Here is a 16,060-nt window from a genome sequence, read left to right as displayed (position 1 = left end):
CGGGATAGTTTACACCTTGCGGGCCATGTCGTCCGCCGGGCCAAGTTTCAATTTGCGCGTTCGGCTTTCCCGCCTAAGGAGCGGCCGGTGATCTCATCGGGCTATCACGCACTTCGTTTCGGCTTCCTGTGTCTCGCCGCGTTCGCGGTGGCGATGGGCGCGGCGGTGCCGCGCGGATGGATGCCCATGCGCGGTGCGGATGGCAGTTTCGCGGTCACCATTTGCTCAGAAGGTCTGACGCCGACCGAGCAGGCCGTGTTCGCCAAACACGTACGCGCGATGATGGCAGCGGCGATGGGGCATGGGGACCACGAGCCGACGAGGCCCGACAGCATGTCGAAGCACTGCCCCTATGGCGTTGCCGCGCACATCGCCACGTTCGCTCCCCAGCCCGATATCGACCTTCCCGCGCCTGCGCCTGAACAGGGAATTTTCGCGGCCTTGCCAACGGTCTCCATCGGCCAAGGCCTCGCGGCTCCCCCTCCGCCGGCAACCGGACCACCCTCGCACACCTGATTTCCTTGCTCCGGCGTCCACGCTTCGTGCGGCGCCTGTCGATGTTATCAATCAGGGTGTTTCCATGCCGTTCAATCATATTTGCCGCGCGCCGCTGGGCGTGTCGGCTCTGCTCCTCGTATCCTTCCCCGCGCTCGCCGAAGAGCCCGCCGAGACAGCTATCGACGAAAGCTCCGGCCCCACGATCGTGGTCACCGGCACGCTCGACAGCCGCGAACTGCAATCGCTCGAAACCCCGGCGCTGGGCGTCGCGATCGATGCCGACCAGATCCGGGCGATCAATGCGATCAACAGCGAGGACGTGATCCGTTACGCCCCCGATCTGATCGTCAGGAAGCGTTATGTCGGCGACGCCAACGCCACGCTCTCATTCCGGAACATGCACACCACGCAGACCCCGCGCGCGCTGGTGACGGTCGACGGGTTCCTGATTTCCGATTTCCTCGGTGCCACTTCGATACTGCGCCGAAATGGGCGGTGCTTTCGCCCACCGACATCGCGCGGGCGGAGATCGTCTACGGGCCGACCTCGGCGCGCTATTCGGGCAATTCGCTTGGCGGGGTGTTGCGCCTGGAAACCGCGCCGGTGCGCGAGAACGCGATCCGCTTGGGCGCGCAGGGCGTCTACCAGAACTACCAGTATTACGACACCGACGAGGACCTGTTCGGCTACGCTCTGGACGGACAGGCGGATGTCGCGCTGGGTTCGCGCGGGGGCGTGTCGGTCGCCTATCGCCATTTCGAGAACCAGGGCCAGCCGCAGCAATGGCGCACGGTCGCGCCGGGTACACCCTATGCCGGCCAGGCGATCGTCGACGATGCGCTGGGCTTTCCGCTGCGCATCGCGGCGCAGGACAGCGTGGTCGAGAGCGTCGAGGACCAGATCCGCTTGCGGGGCAATTACGACCTTGGCGCCGGCTGGGAAGCGCGCGGACTAGCCGCGCTGCTGCTCGATGCCGAAGACACGACCGATCCCCGAAGCTTTCTGCGGGACGGGGCAGGCAATGCGATATTCGTCGGCATCGCGGGCGTCACGCGCGGGCAGACGCGCAGCGACGAATTGCTGGCCGGTCTCGGACTGTCGGGCGAAGTCTCGGGGTGGAGCATCGATCTGACCGCCAGCCGGTTCGAGTTGCTGAAGGATCGCGGTCGGCAGTCCGACGGGGTCGATGTCCTCACGGGGATCATTCCTGACAGCGGCATCGTCACCGACAAGGACGCGCACTGGACCAGCCTCGAAGCTTCGGCCGAGCGGACCTTCGGCGCGCAGCGGGTCGCACTGGGCGCGTCTTATGCGGCCTATGCGGGCGAGAACCGCACCGGGGCGGTAAGCGACTGGCGCGGCGGCGTTCCCAGCGCCGTCCGCAATTCCTCCGGCGGCGAAACGCGCCTGATGGGTGTGTTCGCGCAGGATGCCGTCGCGCTGACCCCTATGATTGAGGCGACGCTCGGCCTGCGCTACGAGAACTGGCGCGCGAGCGACGGTTTCCTCAGCAATGGCGGCACCCGCGTCGATTACGCTTCCCGGTCGGAGGATGCACTGTCGCCCAAGCTCGCGCTGACCTTCCGCCCCGACGATGCGACCGAGCTGGTGGCTTCGGCAGCATGGGCGACACGTTTTCCCACCATCGGCGAGCTCTATCAGGCGAGCCTGATCGGCTACGGCCCGAACGTGGGGCAGATCGATCTGGACGGTTTCGATCCTGATCTGAAACCGGAGCGGGGCTTCGACCTGCAACTCACCGGATCGCGCCGGTTCGGCAATGTGAAGCTCACGCTCAGCGGGTTCCGACAGGCGGTCGACGAAACGCTGTTCGGGCAGACCATCCTGGTTCCGAGCCCGACCGATCCCGGCGTGCCGGTCAGCCAGTCGCTGATCACCAACATCGGCGAGGTCGAAACCTGGGGCGTCGATTTCATCGTGGCGGCGGAAGATCTGTTCATCCCCGGCCTGTCCTTCGACGGGAACGTGTCCTGGATCGATGCGAAGATCACCGACAACCCGCTCAATCCGACGCTGGAGGGCAATCGCTTCCCGCGCGTGCCCGAATGGCGGGCGAACGCTTCGCTGCGCTACGCCGTATCGCCGATGCTCGATCTGGCGGCGAATGTCCGCCACCAGAGCACGCCGGAACGCAATCTGGAAAACAGCGCCAGCTCGCGCTGCGACACCTATTATTGCGTTTCGCCGTTCACCTTCGTCGATCTGAAATCGAGCATCCATTTCGGTCGCTTCGATCTCGATTTGGGCGTCGACAACCTGCTGGATGAGAAGGCCTTCGTTTTCCATCCCTATCCGGGCCGCACGTTCGTCGCGAGCCTGCGTTGGAAGGGAGGTTTCTGATGGCCCGCGCCACCGCCAATCCTGGCGCTCCCGCGCTCAGGTACGAACGCTGGTATCGCACGGTGTGGCGATGGCACTTCTATGCCGGGCTTTTCACCGTTCCGTTCATCCTGTGGCTGTCGGTGACGGGTGGAATCTACCTGTTCAAGCCGCAGATCGAGGGCTGGATCGATCGGCCCTACGACAATCTCGCGCTGGCGGGTGCGCCCGTGGCCCCGTCCAAGCTCGTCGAACGCGCCGAGGCGGTCGTGCCGGGATCGGTCCTGCACCGGTTCGTCATGCGCGAAGGGTCAAACGATGCCCAGCGGATCGTTGTCGGCGTGGGCGCAGAGGAAACGCGGGTCTATCTCCATCCCAGTACCGGCGCGGTGCTGAAGACCGTGGGCGAAGAAGACCGGCTGATGCGCGTGATCTTCCGCCTCCATGGCGAACTGATGGCGGGGCGCTGGGGCTCGACGCTGGTGGAGCTCGCCGCGAGCTGGGCGATCGTGATGCTGCTGACGGGCCTGTTCCTGTGGTGGCCGCGCGATCGAGCCGGGATGGGCGGCGTGCTCTACCCCCGGCTGCGGCGATCGGACCGGGTGTTCTGGAAGGACCTGCATGCCGTCACCGGCGTCTGGGTTTCCCTGTTCGCGGTCCTGCTGATCCTTACCGGACTTCCCTGGGCGAAGAACTGGGGCGATTACCTGGCGTTGGTGCGAGAGACCACGGGGCAGGTCGACGGTCCTGTCGACTGGTCGCGCGGGTCCGATGCCGATGCGCGCGAGCGCGCGGCGCTCGATCGACAGAGCCGCACCGCACTGGGTCCCCATGCCGAACATATGGCGGCTGGCTCCGTCGCGATGGACGGGTCGCGAGCTGGTGAGCTGGATCGGGTGGTCGCAACCGCGTCACTTCTCGGCCTATCGGCCCCGGTCGAGATTACGCCGCCGAAGGCGGGATCGGAACGCTGGAAGGCGCAGTCGAACGCCGCCGACCGGCCCGAACGCGAGACCGTCGAAATCGACGGTCGGACCGGGGCAGTGGTCGGACGCCAGGATTTCTCCCGGCACCACTGGATAGATCGCCTGGTCGGATACGGCATCGCGGTTCACGAAGGTGCGCTGTTCGGCCTCGCCAATCAGCTTCTGGGCCTGCTGACGCTGGTCGCTCTCGTCACGCTGGCGATCTCGAGCATCGTCATGTGGTGGCGCCGGCGACCGCAAGGCCTGCTGGGTGCACCACCTGGGAAAGGCGCGATCCGACATAGCGCAGCTTTGGTCGCTGCGGTCATCGCGCTTGCCTTGCTGGTCCCCTTGTTCGGCCTGAGCCTCGGACTGGTGACCCTTATCGAACGAACGATCCTGAGGAAGCGGCTTTCATTGCGGCGGATTCTCGGGCTGCGTTCGGCGTAGGAACACTCAGCGGATTGGAATGCCCTATGGCTGACCCCAAAGCAAACCGCAAAGGCCCGCCGACCATCTCTTCCAAGCCACTGAAAAGATGGTGGGCGCGGCAAGGATTGAACTTGCGACCCCACCCGTGTGAAGGGTGTGCTCTACCACTGAGCTACGCGCCCGCCCGGGCTGGCCGATGGCCGTGCCGCTGGCGAAGGCGCGCCCATGCCACCTTATCCAGCGCTGCGCAAGCGAGAGCGCACTCAATTCAGGCGAGCGAGCACCTGCGCCAGCCAGCCGCCGGGAAGCGCCTGGCCGGAAGGCGCGGCCACGGGTTTGGGACAGGCGAGGCAATAGGCCTGCATGCCCGGGTATCCGATCAGCCGGATCGCCTCGTCCCGCGCCTGGAACAGGGCCGCTTCCTGGCGCTGGGTGGCCATGGCGAAAAGGTCCTGCCCGCGCGCCGCGGTATCGGACTCCTGGGTCAGCAAAAGCGTGCGCAGCAGGTTGTCGTAGGGCGTTTCCGCGTCCCCCAGGAAGACCAGATGATAGTCGTTGCCCTGCGCGATGCCCGCCTTGCCCGCGACCCAGGCGGCGGCGTCGGGAAGACCGCCGAACTGATCGACCAGTCCGATCTGGCGGGCGGTTCCCCCGTCCCACACCCGCCCCTGCGCGATCTTGTCGACCGCCGCGGGTGCCATGGAGCGCGACTGCGCGACGCGGGTGAGAAAGTCGTTGTACCCGTTGTTGATCGTCGCCTGCAGCAGCCGTTCGACCTCCGGCGTGAGGCCACCGATCAAGTCGGGCTGGCCGGACAGCGGCGTGGTGCGCACGCCGTCGGAATTGACGCCGTATTTCGCCGCCAGTCTCTCGAACGTCGGAAGCACGGCGAAGATGCCGATCGAGCCGGTAATGGTCTCCGGCTCGGCAAAAATGCGGTCGCTGGAGGTGGAGACCCAATAGCCCCCGCTGGCGGCCAGGTTGGCCATGCTTACGGCGACGGGCGTGCCCTTGTCCCGGTAACGCTGGATCGCAGCGCGGATTTCCTCGCTCGCGGTGACCGAGCCCCCCGGCGAATCGACCCGCACGATCAGTCCGGCGAGATCGTCGTCCAGCGCCTCGTCGAGCAGCCGCGCGATCCGTTCGCCACCCGCGCTGCCCGGCCCCGCATTGCCATCGACGATGGTGCCCGCGATGGTGATGACGCCGATCGCCTTGCCGGCGACAGGTGCGGGGTTGTCGGCCAGCCATGGCTCGTATTCGGTGTGGGCGAATGCACCGGGCAGGGAGGAATAGGGATCTTCACCTGCGAGTTGCGCCACGCGTTCGCCGAAGGCCACCCGATTGCCGATGCGATCCACCATGCCCGCCCGCATGGCGGCGGTGGCGAGATCGCCGCCGCTCGCTTCGACCAGGCTAACGGGATCCTGCGTTACTCGCGCCAGATCCAGCTTGGGCCGGGCCTTCTTCACGTTCGCCTGCCATTCCTCCCACAGCGCGCCGAGCAGGGCCTGCGCATTCTCGCGCGCCGGCTCCGACATGGAATCGCGGATGTAGGGTTCGACCGCGGACTTGTAGGTCCCGACCTTGAAGACATGGGCGTTGACCTCAAGGTTCTCCAGCAGCTGCCCGAAATACAGATTGCTGCCGCCCGGCCCCGCGATCACGGCCCCGCCCAGGGGATCGACCCACACTTCGCTGGCGTGCGCGGCCAGCATCATGCTGTCGTCGGTATAGGCCATGGCGTAGGTCAGCACCGGCTTCTTCGCGGCGCGTACCCGGTCGAGCGCGGCACCGACGTCCTGCATGTGGACCTGCCCGCCGCCGGTGAAGGTGGTGAGGTCGAGCACCACCGCCTTGATCCGCTCGTCGTCGGCGGCGGCGTCGATCGCGCCGACCAGCTCCTGCACGTCGAACTCGGTCGCCGGAACCGCACCGGACAACAGCGCGGCGAAGGGATCGATGCGCGATTTCTCTTCCACGATGTGGCCATCGAGATCGAGCAGGAGTGCGCCCGCCTGGACTTGTGCGGGGGAGGGGCGGGCGGTCAGGATGCCGTACAGCGCGAAGAAGAACAGGAGCATGAAGACGAGCACCAGCCCGTCCTTGATCCCCACCAGCAATTTCCAGACACTCTTGGCAAAAGCCATTTTCATTCCACCCCGAATTTCGATCCTTATCGAGGCATAACCGTCGCGCGCGGGCCATGCCAGCCGAATGTGCTTGAGCGCGGGGCACCCCGGTTCTAGACGCTCGGCCCTGATGGCAGGATCGGGCACTTCGCAATCGGGGGGGCGCTTCCCCATGGGGGGGGCGAGCGTTCCCGCATACCAGCCTCACCGCGATCGCGCAGCTCGAACGGCACGAGATACTCTATCTGCTGGCCGAGGCCGAGCAGTGGATCGAATTCAACCGCCAGCCCGACAAACATTCGAACACGCTGGCCGGCCTGACCATCATCAACGCCTTCTTCGAAAATTCCACGCGCACGCTGCTCAGCTTCGAGATCGCGGGCAAGCGACTGGGCGCTGACGTGGTCAACATGCATGCCGCGCAGTCCAGCGTGAAGAAGGGCGAGACGCTGATCGACACCGCGATCACGCTGAATGCCATGCGCGCCGACGCGATCGTGATCCGCCACGGATCGAGCGGGGCGGTGGCGCTGATCGCGAGCAAGGTCGACTGCCCGGTGCTCAATGCGGGCGACGGGCAGCACGAGCATCCGACACAGGCGCTGCTCGATGCACTAGCCCTGCGCCACGCCCTGGCCGAGCGGGGGGAGGATGCGGAGGATTTCACCGGCCTGGTGGTGACCATCTGCGGCGATATCATGCACAGCCGCGTTGCCCGCTCCAACATCCTGTGTCTTCAGGCGCTCGGCGCCACGGTGCGCGTCTGCGCGCCGCCCGCGCTGATGCCGGCGGGTATCGAGGCGATGGGAGCGCAAGCCTTCCACGATTTCGACGCCGCCCTGCGCGGGGCCGATGTCGCCATGATGCTGCGCCTGCAGAACGAGCGGATGAGCGGGCAGTTCATCCCCTCGCCGCGCGAATACCACCATCTGTATGGCCTCACGCGTCAGCGGCTGGAACGCTGCGCGCCCGACGCGCTGGTGATGCATCCCGGCCCGATGAACCGCGGGGTGGAGATCGACAGCGACGTGGCCGACATGCTCGACCGTTCAATCATCACGCGACAGGTGGAGATGGGGGTCGCGACCCGCATGGCCTGCCTCGACGTGCTGACCAGGCGAGGGCGCGGAGTATCCGGCTGGGGGGACGGGATGGGTGAGGGGCAGTGGGTGTGAAGCAGGCGCGCGCGCTGACCATTACCGGCGGTCGGTTGGTTACTCCCGACGGGATCGAAGAAGCAAGCCTGCGGCTGGTCGAAGGCCGGATCGCGGCCATCGGTGCACAAGTGGCGGCGGAAGATGACGAGATTGTCGAGGCGCGCGGTCGGCTGGTTGCTCCGGCGCTGGTGGATCTGGGCGTGTTCGCGGTGGACAAGCCCGCGTTCCACTTCGGCGGGATCGCGCGCGCCGCGCTGATGCCCGACCAGTCGCCGCCGCTCGATCTGCCGGCGCGGGTCAATTTCATCGCCAAGAGCGGGAAGCCCGATCTCTGGGTCCATCCGCTGGCCGCCGCGACGGTCGGGCTCGCGGGCACGGAACTGGCGGAGATCGCCCTGATGCGCGATGCCGGTGCGCGGGGGATCGCGACGGGCCGCGGCTGGATCGCGGATAGCGGCACCATGCTTCGCGTCCTGCGCTACGCCGCGATGCTCGACCTCGTCGTGGTGTCGCACGCGGAAGATGGCGCGCTGGCCGGGGATGCGGTGGCGACCGCGGGCGAGATGGCGACGCGGCTCGGCCTGCCGAGCGCACCTGCCGAAGCCGAGGCGCTGGCGATCGCGCGCGATGTCGCGCTGGCGGAAATGGCGGGCGCGCGACTGCATCTGCGGCAGGTGACGACACGCGCCGGTCTCGATCTGGTGCGGGCGGCGAAGGCGCGCGGCGTGGCCGTCACCGCCGGGGTCACGCCGGCGCATTTCATGCTGTCCGACCTCGCCACCGGCGATTTCCGCACCTTCGCCCGCCTCTCGCCGCCTCTGCGCATCGAAGCGGACCGACAGGCGGTGGTGGAGGCGATCGGCGACGGCACGATCGACGTCGTCGCCAGCGGACACGATCCGCGCGGGCCGGAAGACAAGCGCTTGCCCTTCGCCGATGCCGCGCCGGGCATGGCGGGTGCGGAGACCCTGCTCGCGCTGGTGCTGTCGCTGGTGCGCGATGGGGTGATCGATCTGCCGCGCGCATTCGCGCTGGTAGCGGACAATCCGGCGCGGCTACTGGGCGTCGAGGCCGGACGGCTGGTCACGGGCTACGAGGCGGATATCGCGATCGTCGATCCCGAGAAGCCGTGGATCGTTTCCAGCGACCGAATGGCCGCGAGCGCAGGCAACACCCCGTTCGACGGCCAACCCGCGCAGGGGCGGGTCCTCACGCTCTATAAAGGTGGCGTGGAAGTCTGATCCTCGGTTTGCGTAGCTCCTGCGCGGCTCAGCGCATCGCCATCCTCACGCTTTCCGCGGTCGTACCGGGCAGGGGATTGGCGAACGTCCAGCGGATACATCCCTGACCCTTCTCGCTCATGCGGCCGCAAAGGTCGCGCGCGTCGGCGGTTTTCAAGCCAGCGGCATTGACGCGGTAATAATGCCTTCCGCGCACGGTCGCCTGGGTGATGACCATGCGACAATCGGATAGCTCGGGGTAGCGCTGCGTATAGATGTCCCAGGACCGGCGCGCGCCGGCTTCCGAGAAGAAACTGCCGAGCTGGATCAGGTTCGAGCCGTCGGCGCTCTTGCGCGCGATGGAGGAGGCCGGAACCGTTTGCGGTGCAGCCGAAGCGGCGGACGCGGGTCGCGCCGGTGCGGCCAAGCGGGCGGAGCCGCGACTTGCAAAGAGGTTCTGCACCACCGGCTGGGAAACGAATTCGATCGCGGCGCTCGCCATTTGCATCGCCGGGACCAGCGGAGCAGGGGCCGGGGTCGGGCTGTCGGCGGGTTCAGACGGCGCGGCTCGCGCCACCACCGGGGTCGCCTGGACCGGGGGTAACTCGCGGGTGAGAGCGGGCTCGGGCGCCGCGGTGCGAGCCTCCGTGGCAGCCGGAGCCGCACTCGCGGCGTGAGGGGGTGTCGCAACCTGCGGGGCTTCCACAGCGCTCTGGGTTACAGGGCTTGCCTGCGCTGCCGCCTCTGCGACAAGCTGGTCTGTGGAGGGGTTGTTCGATAGCCCCAGTTGCGGGGGCATACCGGGATCGGTGGCGATGGAGATGCCCAGCAGGTTCGCCACCTGGCGTGGGCCGCTCTGCTCGCTGATGGTCTGCGCCCATTCCAGGATGCGCGCATCGGCAGTCGCGGGATCGAGATCCTGCACAGCCATCAGGCGGGCGGCGCGCCAGTTCCCCTGCAGGGCGTAGGCGTAGGCGAGATTCTGGCGCAGCTTCGGCGAGTTCTGCCCCGAACGGATGGTGTCCGAGATAAGGCGAACCCCGCCATCGACGTCGCCCGCCAGCGCCAGCGCGAGGCCGAGATCGGCGGGCGCGAGATCGCTCCGCCAATCTTCCAGCACGGCCAGCGCGGACGCATTGTCGCCTGCGCCGATGGAGGAAAGGGCATAACCCAGCGCGGTCCGCGATGAGGTGTCGCCCAGCTCAAGCGCATCGTCGAACGCGGTGCGGGCGGATTCGAACCGACCCGCTTCGAGATAGGCATTTGCCAAAATGGCGCGGTAGGATGCGTTGCGCGGCTCGCTCAGCACGGCGGCTTCGGCATGCGCCAGCGCGACGTCGGTCCGCCCCTTTTCCAGCGCGACCTGCGCCTTTCCGGCGGCGACCTCGGCACGCGGCGCGCCGCGACCGGTGGCGCAGCCGCCCAGCGTGGAGCCCAGCAGGAGGCCGGTCGCGGCGAGCGCGGCGAAACGATGATGGCGGTTCATGAAATCTGTCCCCCTTGCGCCTGTCCGATGTTTCGGCGGCGCGAAAAAAGCGTCGGATCGGGTGTCGATACGGTCATGACGGGACCCGCCTGCCGAACTGCATTCTGGGCCGCGCGATGGCGTGCGGTCGTACGCCTCCGCCCGGAACCATGAAGACCGTGCGGCGGAACTTGGTCTCCATGCGATCCGCCAAAAAATCCCACAGCGCGCCGACTTCGGCGGCACTGTGTCCTCCCGGGTCGGCCTCCATCACTGTGCGTCCGTCGATCATCGAGGATGCGAAATCGGAGCGGTGGTGCAGCGTGACCGGGGCGACGGTGCCGTACTGGCTCAGCGCCAGGGCGGTTTCGCCGTTGATCCGCGAATCGGGGGTCGCACCGTTCATCACGAACAACAGCGGCAGATCGGCCCGCTCGCACAGCGCCACGGTCGAACCGGCGGCACGAATGTCGTGGGGGCTGGGACGCGTGGGGATGAGCACCAGATCGCTGACCGCGGCGATCGCCTCGGCCAGCGGCTCGATCGCGGCAGGGGTATCGATCACCGCCAGTCTGTACCCCTGGCGGCGCAGCAATTCGATGTCGGCGACGAAGCGCGCCGCGCTGGTTTCCGCCATTGCGGGTTCTTCCGGCTCGCGCTCCTGCCACCATCCGGTCAGTGCGGCTTGCGGATCCAGATCGATCACGACGATGGGGCCCATGCCTGCCCGGTCGGCCTGCACGGCAAGGTGCCCGGTCAAGGTCGTCTTGCCCGAACCGCCTTTCTGCGATGCCACTGTCAATACGCGCACTGCCTGCGTATCCCCGGTTGGTGCCGTCCACCCGCGCCTGAACAGAACGGGTTTCGACAGGGGGATCGCATGCCATGGCTAATTAATGATTAACTTGGGCGGCCCTGTTGCGGTAAAGACGAGTGGCGAGCGACATCAGGAAAACCGCTCCCGTGAACCGCGCGCAAGCGAACGATGCTTTGCCAACTGGCCGTTTACCATGGTCCATTGCGGGCGGGCGGACGAGAATTCGATTGGAAGGGGCGCGAAAACTCATGCCGATAGCTAGAACCGCAAGCTTGATAGTGGCCGCATCGCTCCTCGCGATATCCGGCACGGCGCATGCCGATGTGAAGGCCGGGGTCGATGCGTGGGAGGCGGGGGATTACCCACGCGCGGTGGCCGAATGGCGCGAGCCCGCGGAGCGGGGCGACGCGGATGCCCAGTTCAATCTCGCACAGGCGTACCGGCTCGGTCGCGGGGTGGAAAAGAACCTGCAGCAGGCGGAATCCTATTACGCGAAGGCTGCGGTGCAGGGACATCTGAAGGCGGCGGACAATCTGGGGCTGGTATTATTCCAGGATGGGCGGCGCGAGCAGGCGATGCCCTATATCGTCACCGCCGCGGACCGGGGCGATCCACGGGCGCAATACCTGCTGGGGATCGAGCACTTCAACGGCGACCTGGTGGAGCAGGACTGGACGCGGGCCTATGCGCTGCTCACGCTGGCCAATGCCGCGGGTCTGCCGCAGGCGCGCCAGGCGATCTCGCAGATGGACGGATACATTCCTCTGGAGCAGCGCCAGCAGGCCCAACTGCTCGCGCCGCGATTGAAGGCGGAAGCCGATGCGCGGCGCAGCGCGGCGTTCGCCTCCGCCGATCTGGACGGGGAGGAGGACGCTGGCGCGACTTTCGCCGATGCTGCCGAGGCGCGGGTGCCGGTCGCGCCCACCCAGAGCGCCCCCGTCGCTCCGACACCGCTGGTGCTGCCGCCGGTCGCTCCGGCCCCGGCCCCGGCCCCGACCATTCCCACCCCGGTCGCGGCGGCGCAGGCCGCCATCGCGGACGCCGCCCGCGTCACCGGAACGCAGAGCCCGGCCGAAGCAGCGCGGCCCACCCCGGGGCGTAGTCCCGAGCGCGAACCCGCGTCGCCAGCCGGACCGGCAGCGGTAAGTCAGGGCCGCTGGAAAGTGCAGCTCGGTGCCTTTTCGGTCGGCGGCAATGCCGACAAGCTGTGGCGTCGTCTCGCGGGTCGGACCGAACTGGCGGGCCGGACCAAGCTGACTGAGCGTGAGGGCAGGCTGACGAAGCTGCTCGCGGCGGGATATCCCTCGCGCCAAGCGGCCGATCGCGCCTGCGCGGCGCTGAAGCGCGCGGGCGAGGCTTGTCTCGTCACCCGCTGATTGCCGCTTTTCCCCTCTCCGATCGCAGGCTAGGGCCCGCACGAGGGGAACCGTCATGACCGAAGCGGGCGACGCCGCATCTTCGCACGGGGCCACCCCCGATCAGCCTGCCGTGCCGCTCGCCGCCGGACAGGGCGACCGGCTGGACAATCTCGATTTCATCCGCGGGATCGCGGTGATGGGGATCCTGTTCGCGAATATCATCAGTTTCGGCCAGCCGACGACCGCGCAATCCTTTCCGGACGCCTTCATGGTGCCGCACGGCCCGCTGTCGGACGTGCTGTGGGTGGTGCAGTTCGTGCTGATCGACGGGAAGATGCGCGCCCTGTTCTCCATGCTGTTCGGTGCCGGGATGTGGCTGTTCCTCGAAAAGGCGTGGTCGCGGGGGCAGGATGCGGACCTGCAGGCGCGGCGGCTGTTCTGGCTGCTGGCGTTCGGCGTGCTGCATTTTTTCTTCATCTGGAAGGGGGACATCCTCCTCCTCTACGGGCTGTGCGGCTTCGTGCTGCTGCTGTTCCTGAACCTCACGGCGCGGGCGCAGATCGTCACCGCCCTCTCGATCTACGGCGTCGGGCAGGTGATCTACGCGTTGTCCACCATCCCCGTATGGTATGTCGTCAATTCGCCCGCGCAGGGCACGGGAGACACCTTGGAAACGCTGCGCGGGGCGGAGCTGGCGGCGGGACAGGACGCCATGCTGGAGGCGAACCTCATCCAGCAGGGTCGCTGGGGCGAGCTGGTGGCCCATAATTTCGCGCAGCACGCCAGCGACCCGCTGCTCGGCTTCCTGATGGTCGGGTTCGAGACCGTGCCGCTGATATTGATCGGAATGGCGCTGTACCGGATGGGCCTGTTCTCCGGCGCGTTCGACCGCCGCTGCCAGCTCGGCTGGGGCGGGGCGGGTATCGCGGTGGGGGCGGCTCTCAGTTTGGTCGCCGGGATTTGGGCATGGCGCGAAGGCTTCACCTTCTGGGGGACGCAGGTTGCCATGCTGGCGCTGTCGCACATTCCCCGGCTGATGATGGGCGTGGGGCTGCTGGCGGTGCTTGCGGTGGTCGGCACGGGGCGCGACGGCTGGCTCGGGCAACGCATCCGGGCGGCGGGCCGTGCGGCCTTTTCCAACTATCTGGGCACCTCGATCGTGATGATGCTGGTGTTCCACGGCTGGGCGGGAGGGTTGTTCGGCGTGCTGTCGCGCCCGGCGCTATACGGCGTGGCGTTTGCGACCTGCCTGCTCATGCTCGCCTGGTCGAAACCGTGGCTCGATCGCTTCCGTTTCGGGCCGCTCGAATGGGCGTGGCGGTGCCTGACCTATTGGCGCCGGTTTGCGATCCGGCGCTGAGCCTCAGGAATCCATCAGCCATACGATGGACGCGAACAGGACGGTCAGGCCGAGGAACAACGGCCACGACCAGTAGAAGCTGTGCTGCTCGAAATAGATCTTGTGGATCGCGAGCTGCGCTCCGGTCGATCCGGACGAGCCGATGAACAGTGCGACCAGCCAGGTGACGAGGGCACCCGACAGCGAACCCTTGATAACCGCGATAGCCATCGTGCGAACCTCCCCCCCGCGCCCCGCCTATCATTCCTTGCGAGGAGCGGGGCCGATGGCCATCGCTAAACCGCTGCCGTTGAAATGTGGTTAATCGGGTCCGACCTGGTCCCGGCTCCGACGCACCATCGCACGCAGGCGCAGGCGGTTGCGCCGTGCGGCGGTGCGCGCCTCCAGCGCGAAACAGCCCAGGCCCAATACAAGGAAGATCATCGTTACGATCCACGCGATGGCGATCAGCGTGCCGATCTGCGGCCGGATGAAGGCGGACACGAACAGCAGCGCGATCACGATGCTGATGACCAGCGCCGCTGCGGTGCTGAACATCAGGGCGGCCTGCGCATAGAGGCGTCGCTGTTCGAGCGAGGGCAGGTCTGCCACCATTTCGCCGGCGCGCCCGTCCGCCTCGCGCTCGCGGATCGTCTCGATCCGGTTGGCGACCCAGATCAGCCGGTTGGTCATCACGTTCATGACCGCCCCGATCCCGGCCAGCAGGAAGGCAGGCGCAAGGCTCAACTGAACGATCGCCTGCACCCGGACGGTGCTGCGCGTGCTTTCGAGCAGGTCGCTGGAAAGCGAATGCGCGGTCAGCAGCGCGAGATCGATCATGTCGACTGGAAGGGGTTTTTCGGGCTCTTCAGCACCACGCGCACCGGGACCGCGTCGAAGCCGAGTTCGCGTCTGATCCCGTTGACCAGATAGCGCTCGTAACTCTTGGGCAGCATGTCGAGGCGCGTTCCGAACACCACGAAGCGCGGCGGGCGGGTGCCGGCCTGGGTGATGTAGCGCAGCTTGATCCGCCTACCCTTGGGGGCAGGGGGCGGGTTCGCCGCCAGCGCATCCTCGAACCAGCGGTTCAGCGCCGATGTCGGCACGCGGCGGCTCCACGCCTCGCGAATCTCGAACGCCGCGCCCAGCATGGTGTCGAGACCCTTGCCGGTCTTGGCGCTCACCGCGAACACGGGCAGGCCGCGCACCTGCGCCAGCCCTTCGTCGAGCGCGCCCTTGATCCCGTTGAAAAGCCGGCTCGCATCCTCGGCGATGTCCCATTTGTTGATCGCGATCATCAGCGCGCGACCTTCCTCCAGCACCATGCTCGCGATCTTCAGGTCCTGATGCTCCAGCCCCTGCGTTGCGTCGAGCAGCAGCACCACGACCTCCGCGAAATCGACCGCGCGGCGGGCGTCGGCGACGCTCAGCCGTTCCAGCTTCTCCACCACGCGCGCCTTCTTGCGCATCCCCGCGGTGTCGATCAGCCGGATCTCGTGGCGCGAGCCGTCGCGCGGGTCGAGCCAGTTCCAGTCGACCGCGATCGAATCGCGGGTGATCCCCGCTTCGGGGCCGGTCAGCAGTCGATCCTCGCCCAGCAGGCGGTTGATCAGCGTGCTCTTGCCCGCATTGGGACGCCCGACGATCGCCAGTTTCAGCGGACCTTGCGGCGCCTCCTCGGTCTCCTCCGGCCCATTGCCAGCCGCTTCGTCGGCATCGGCCTGCTTCTCGCTATGCCCGATCAGCGGCCAGAGCCCGTCGAACAGATCGGCGATGCCTTCGCCGTGCTCGGCGCTCACCGCCACGGGCTCACCGAAGCCGAGCGAAAAGGATTCGTAGAAGCCGGGATCGGCGGCGCGCCCCTCGACCTTGTTGGCGACCAGCACCACCGGCACGTCCTGCCCGCGCAGCCAGCGGGCGATTTCCTCGTCCAGCGGCGTCAGCCCGGCGCGCGCGTCGACCACGAACAGCGCCGCGTCCGCCCCCTCCAGGCTGACTTCGGTCTGAGCGCGCATCCGGCCAGGCAGGCTGTTGGGATCCTCGTCCTCCCATCCCGCGGTATCGACGATCGTGAACTTAAGGCCCGCGATCTCGGCATCGCCGAAGCGGCGATCGCGCGTGACGCCCGGCTGATCGTCGACCAGCGCCAGCCGCTTGCCGACGAGCCGGTTGAACAGCGTCGACTTGCCGACATTGGGGCGACCGATGATGATCACCTGGGGGGATGGGTTGGCTGGCGTTGTCATGTCGGATGTACCGTTCGTGCTGCGCGCTGGCAGCGAAGGCCGGAGGCGGGCTGACGAGCGGCGTTAATTTCCCTCAACCACACGGTTTAGG

The 16,060-nt window shown here is 67.2% G+C and carries 13 protein-coding genes and 1 tRNA gene; 7 read left to right on the top strand and 7 right to left on the bottom strand.

Annotation, left to right across the window (positions count from 1 at the left end; genetic code table 11):
- Positions 1–87 precede the first annotated feature (87 nt).
- The 3 genes from F7D01_RS03650 (at position 88) to F7D01_RS03640 (ending at position 4,253) form a co-directional block, all read left to right on the top strand.
- Positions 88–516: a DUF2946 family protein gene (locus F7D01_RS03650; protein WP_215228878.1), complete on the top strand. Its 429-nt coding sequence runs from the start codon at positions 88–90 to the stop codon at positions 514–516.
- Between the two features lie 477 nt (positions 517–993).
- Positions 994–2,859, top strand: coding sequence for a TonB-dependent receptor (locus tag F7D01_RS03645; protein WP_215228877.1), 1,866 nt, complete (start codon positions 994–996; stop codon positions 2,857–2,859).
- The gene (locus F7D01_RS03640) at positions 2,859–4,253 is read left to right on the top strand and encodes a PepSY domain-containing protein (RefSeq protein ID WP_215228876.1); all 1,395 of its coding nucleotides are present in this window, start codon (positions 2,859–2,861) and stop codon (positions 4,251–4,253) included. Before F7D01_RS03645 ends, F7D01_RS03640 begins: the two co-directional genes overlap by 1 nt.
- 89 nt (positions 4,254–4,342) lie before the next feature.
- On the opposite strand, the gene F7D01_RS03635 is transcribed toward F7D01_RS03640, so the two are convergent.
- Both F7D01_RS03635 and sppA read right to left on the bottom strand, forming a co-directional pair.
- Positions 4,343–4,417 (bottom strand) — tRNA-Val (locus F7D01_RS03635).
- An 81-nt stretch (positions 4,418–4,498) separates the two neighbouring features.
- Positions 4,499–6,391: a signal peptide peptidase SppA gene (gene sppA / locus F7D01_RS03630; protein ID WP_371819678.1), complete on the bottom strand. Its 1,893-nt coding sequence runs from the start codon at positions 6,389–6,391 to the stop codon at positions 4,499–4,501.
- 188 nt (positions 6,392–6,579) lie between these two features.
- Here sppA and F7D01_RS03625 point away from each other — a divergent pair, with 188 nt between their 5' ends.
- Complete coding sequence (locus F7D01_RS03625; protein ID WP_215229653.1) at positions 6,580–7,542, top strand: aspartate carbamoyltransferase catalytic subunit; 963 nt, start codon at positions 6,580–6,582, stop codon at positions 7,540–7,542.
- Positions 7,539–8,765: a dihydroorotase family protein gene (locus tag F7D01_RS03620; protein ID WP_215228875.1), complete on the top strand. Its 1,227-nt coding sequence runs from the start codon at positions 7,539–7,541 to the stop codon at positions 8,763–8,765. Before F7D01_RS03625 ends, F7D01_RS03620 begins: the two co-directional genes overlap by 4 nt.
- 28 nt (positions 8,766–8,793) lie before the next feature.
- Here the strand turns inward: F7D01_RS03620 and F7D01_RS03615 are convergent, their stop codons facing one another.
- Both F7D01_RS03615 and F7D01_RS03610 read right to left on the bottom strand, forming a co-directional pair.
- Complete coding sequence (locus F7D01_RS03615; protein WP_215228874.1) at positions 8,794–10,230, bottom strand: tetratricopeptide repeat protein; 1,437 nt, start codon at positions 10,228–10,230, stop codon at positions 8,794–8,796.
- 73 nt (positions 10,231–10,303) lie between these two features.
- The gene (locus tag F7D01_RS03610) at positions 10,304–11,020 is read right to left on the bottom strand and encodes a ParA family protein (RefSeq protein WP_215228873.1); all 717 of its coding nucleotides are present in this window, start codon (positions 11,018–11,020) and stop codon (positions 10,304–10,306) included.
- Between the two features lie 284 nt (positions 11,021–11,304).
- Between F7D01_RS03610 and F7D01_RS03605 the strand changes: the two genes are divergently transcribed.
- Entirely contained in the window at positions 11,305–12,402 is a 1,098-nt protein-coding gene (locus F7D01_RS03605) for an SPOR domain-containing protein (protein ID WP_371819705.1), read from the top strand.
- Positions 12,403–12,457: 55 nt separating this feature from the next.
- On the top strand, positions 12,458–13,744 hold the full coding sequence (locus F7D01_RS03600) for a DUF418 domain-containing protein (protein WP_215228871.1): 1,287 nt from the start codon (positions 12,458–12,460) through the stop codon (positions 13,742–13,744).
- A 3-nt stretch (positions 13,745–13,747) separates the two neighbouring features.
- Here F7D01_RS03600 and F7D01_RS03595 read toward each other — a convergent pair whose 3' ends face one another.
- The 3 genes from F7D01_RS03595 to der form a co-directional block, all read right to left on the bottom strand.
- Positions 13,748–13,954 carry a hypothetical protein gene (locus F7D01_RS03595; protein ID WP_251567036.1) on the bottom strand — a complete coding sequence of 69 codons (207 nt, stop codon included), beginning with the start codon at positions 13,952–13,954 and terminating at the stop codon, positions 13,748–13,750.
- A 90-nt stretch (positions 13,955–14,044) separates the two neighbouring features.
- Positions 14,045–14,563 (bottom strand): DUF2721 domain-containing protein, encoded by a 519-nt coding sequence (locus F7D01_RS03590; protein WP_215228870.1) that lies wholly within the window; start codon positions 14,561–14,563, stop codon positions 14,045–14,047.
- Positions 14,560–15,969, bottom strand: coding sequence for a ribosome biogenesis GTPase Der (der, locus tag F7D01_RS03585; protein WP_215228869.1), 1,410 nt, complete (start codon positions 15,967–15,969; stop codon positions 14,560–14,562). The genes F7D01_RS03590 and der overlap by 4 nt, the downstream gene beginning before the upstream one ends.
- Positions 15,970–16,060: the final 91 nt, after the last annotated feature.

It is taken from the genome of Erythrobacter sp. 3-20A1M, assembly GCF_018636735.1.
Classification (GTDB): domain Bacteria; phylum Pseudomonadota; class Alphaproteobacteria; order Sphingomonadales; family Sphingomonadaceae; genus Alteriqipengyuania.
The sequence above is the reverse complement of the archived record's forward strand: the minus strand, read 5'-3'. Positions and strand labels throughout refer to the sequence as shown.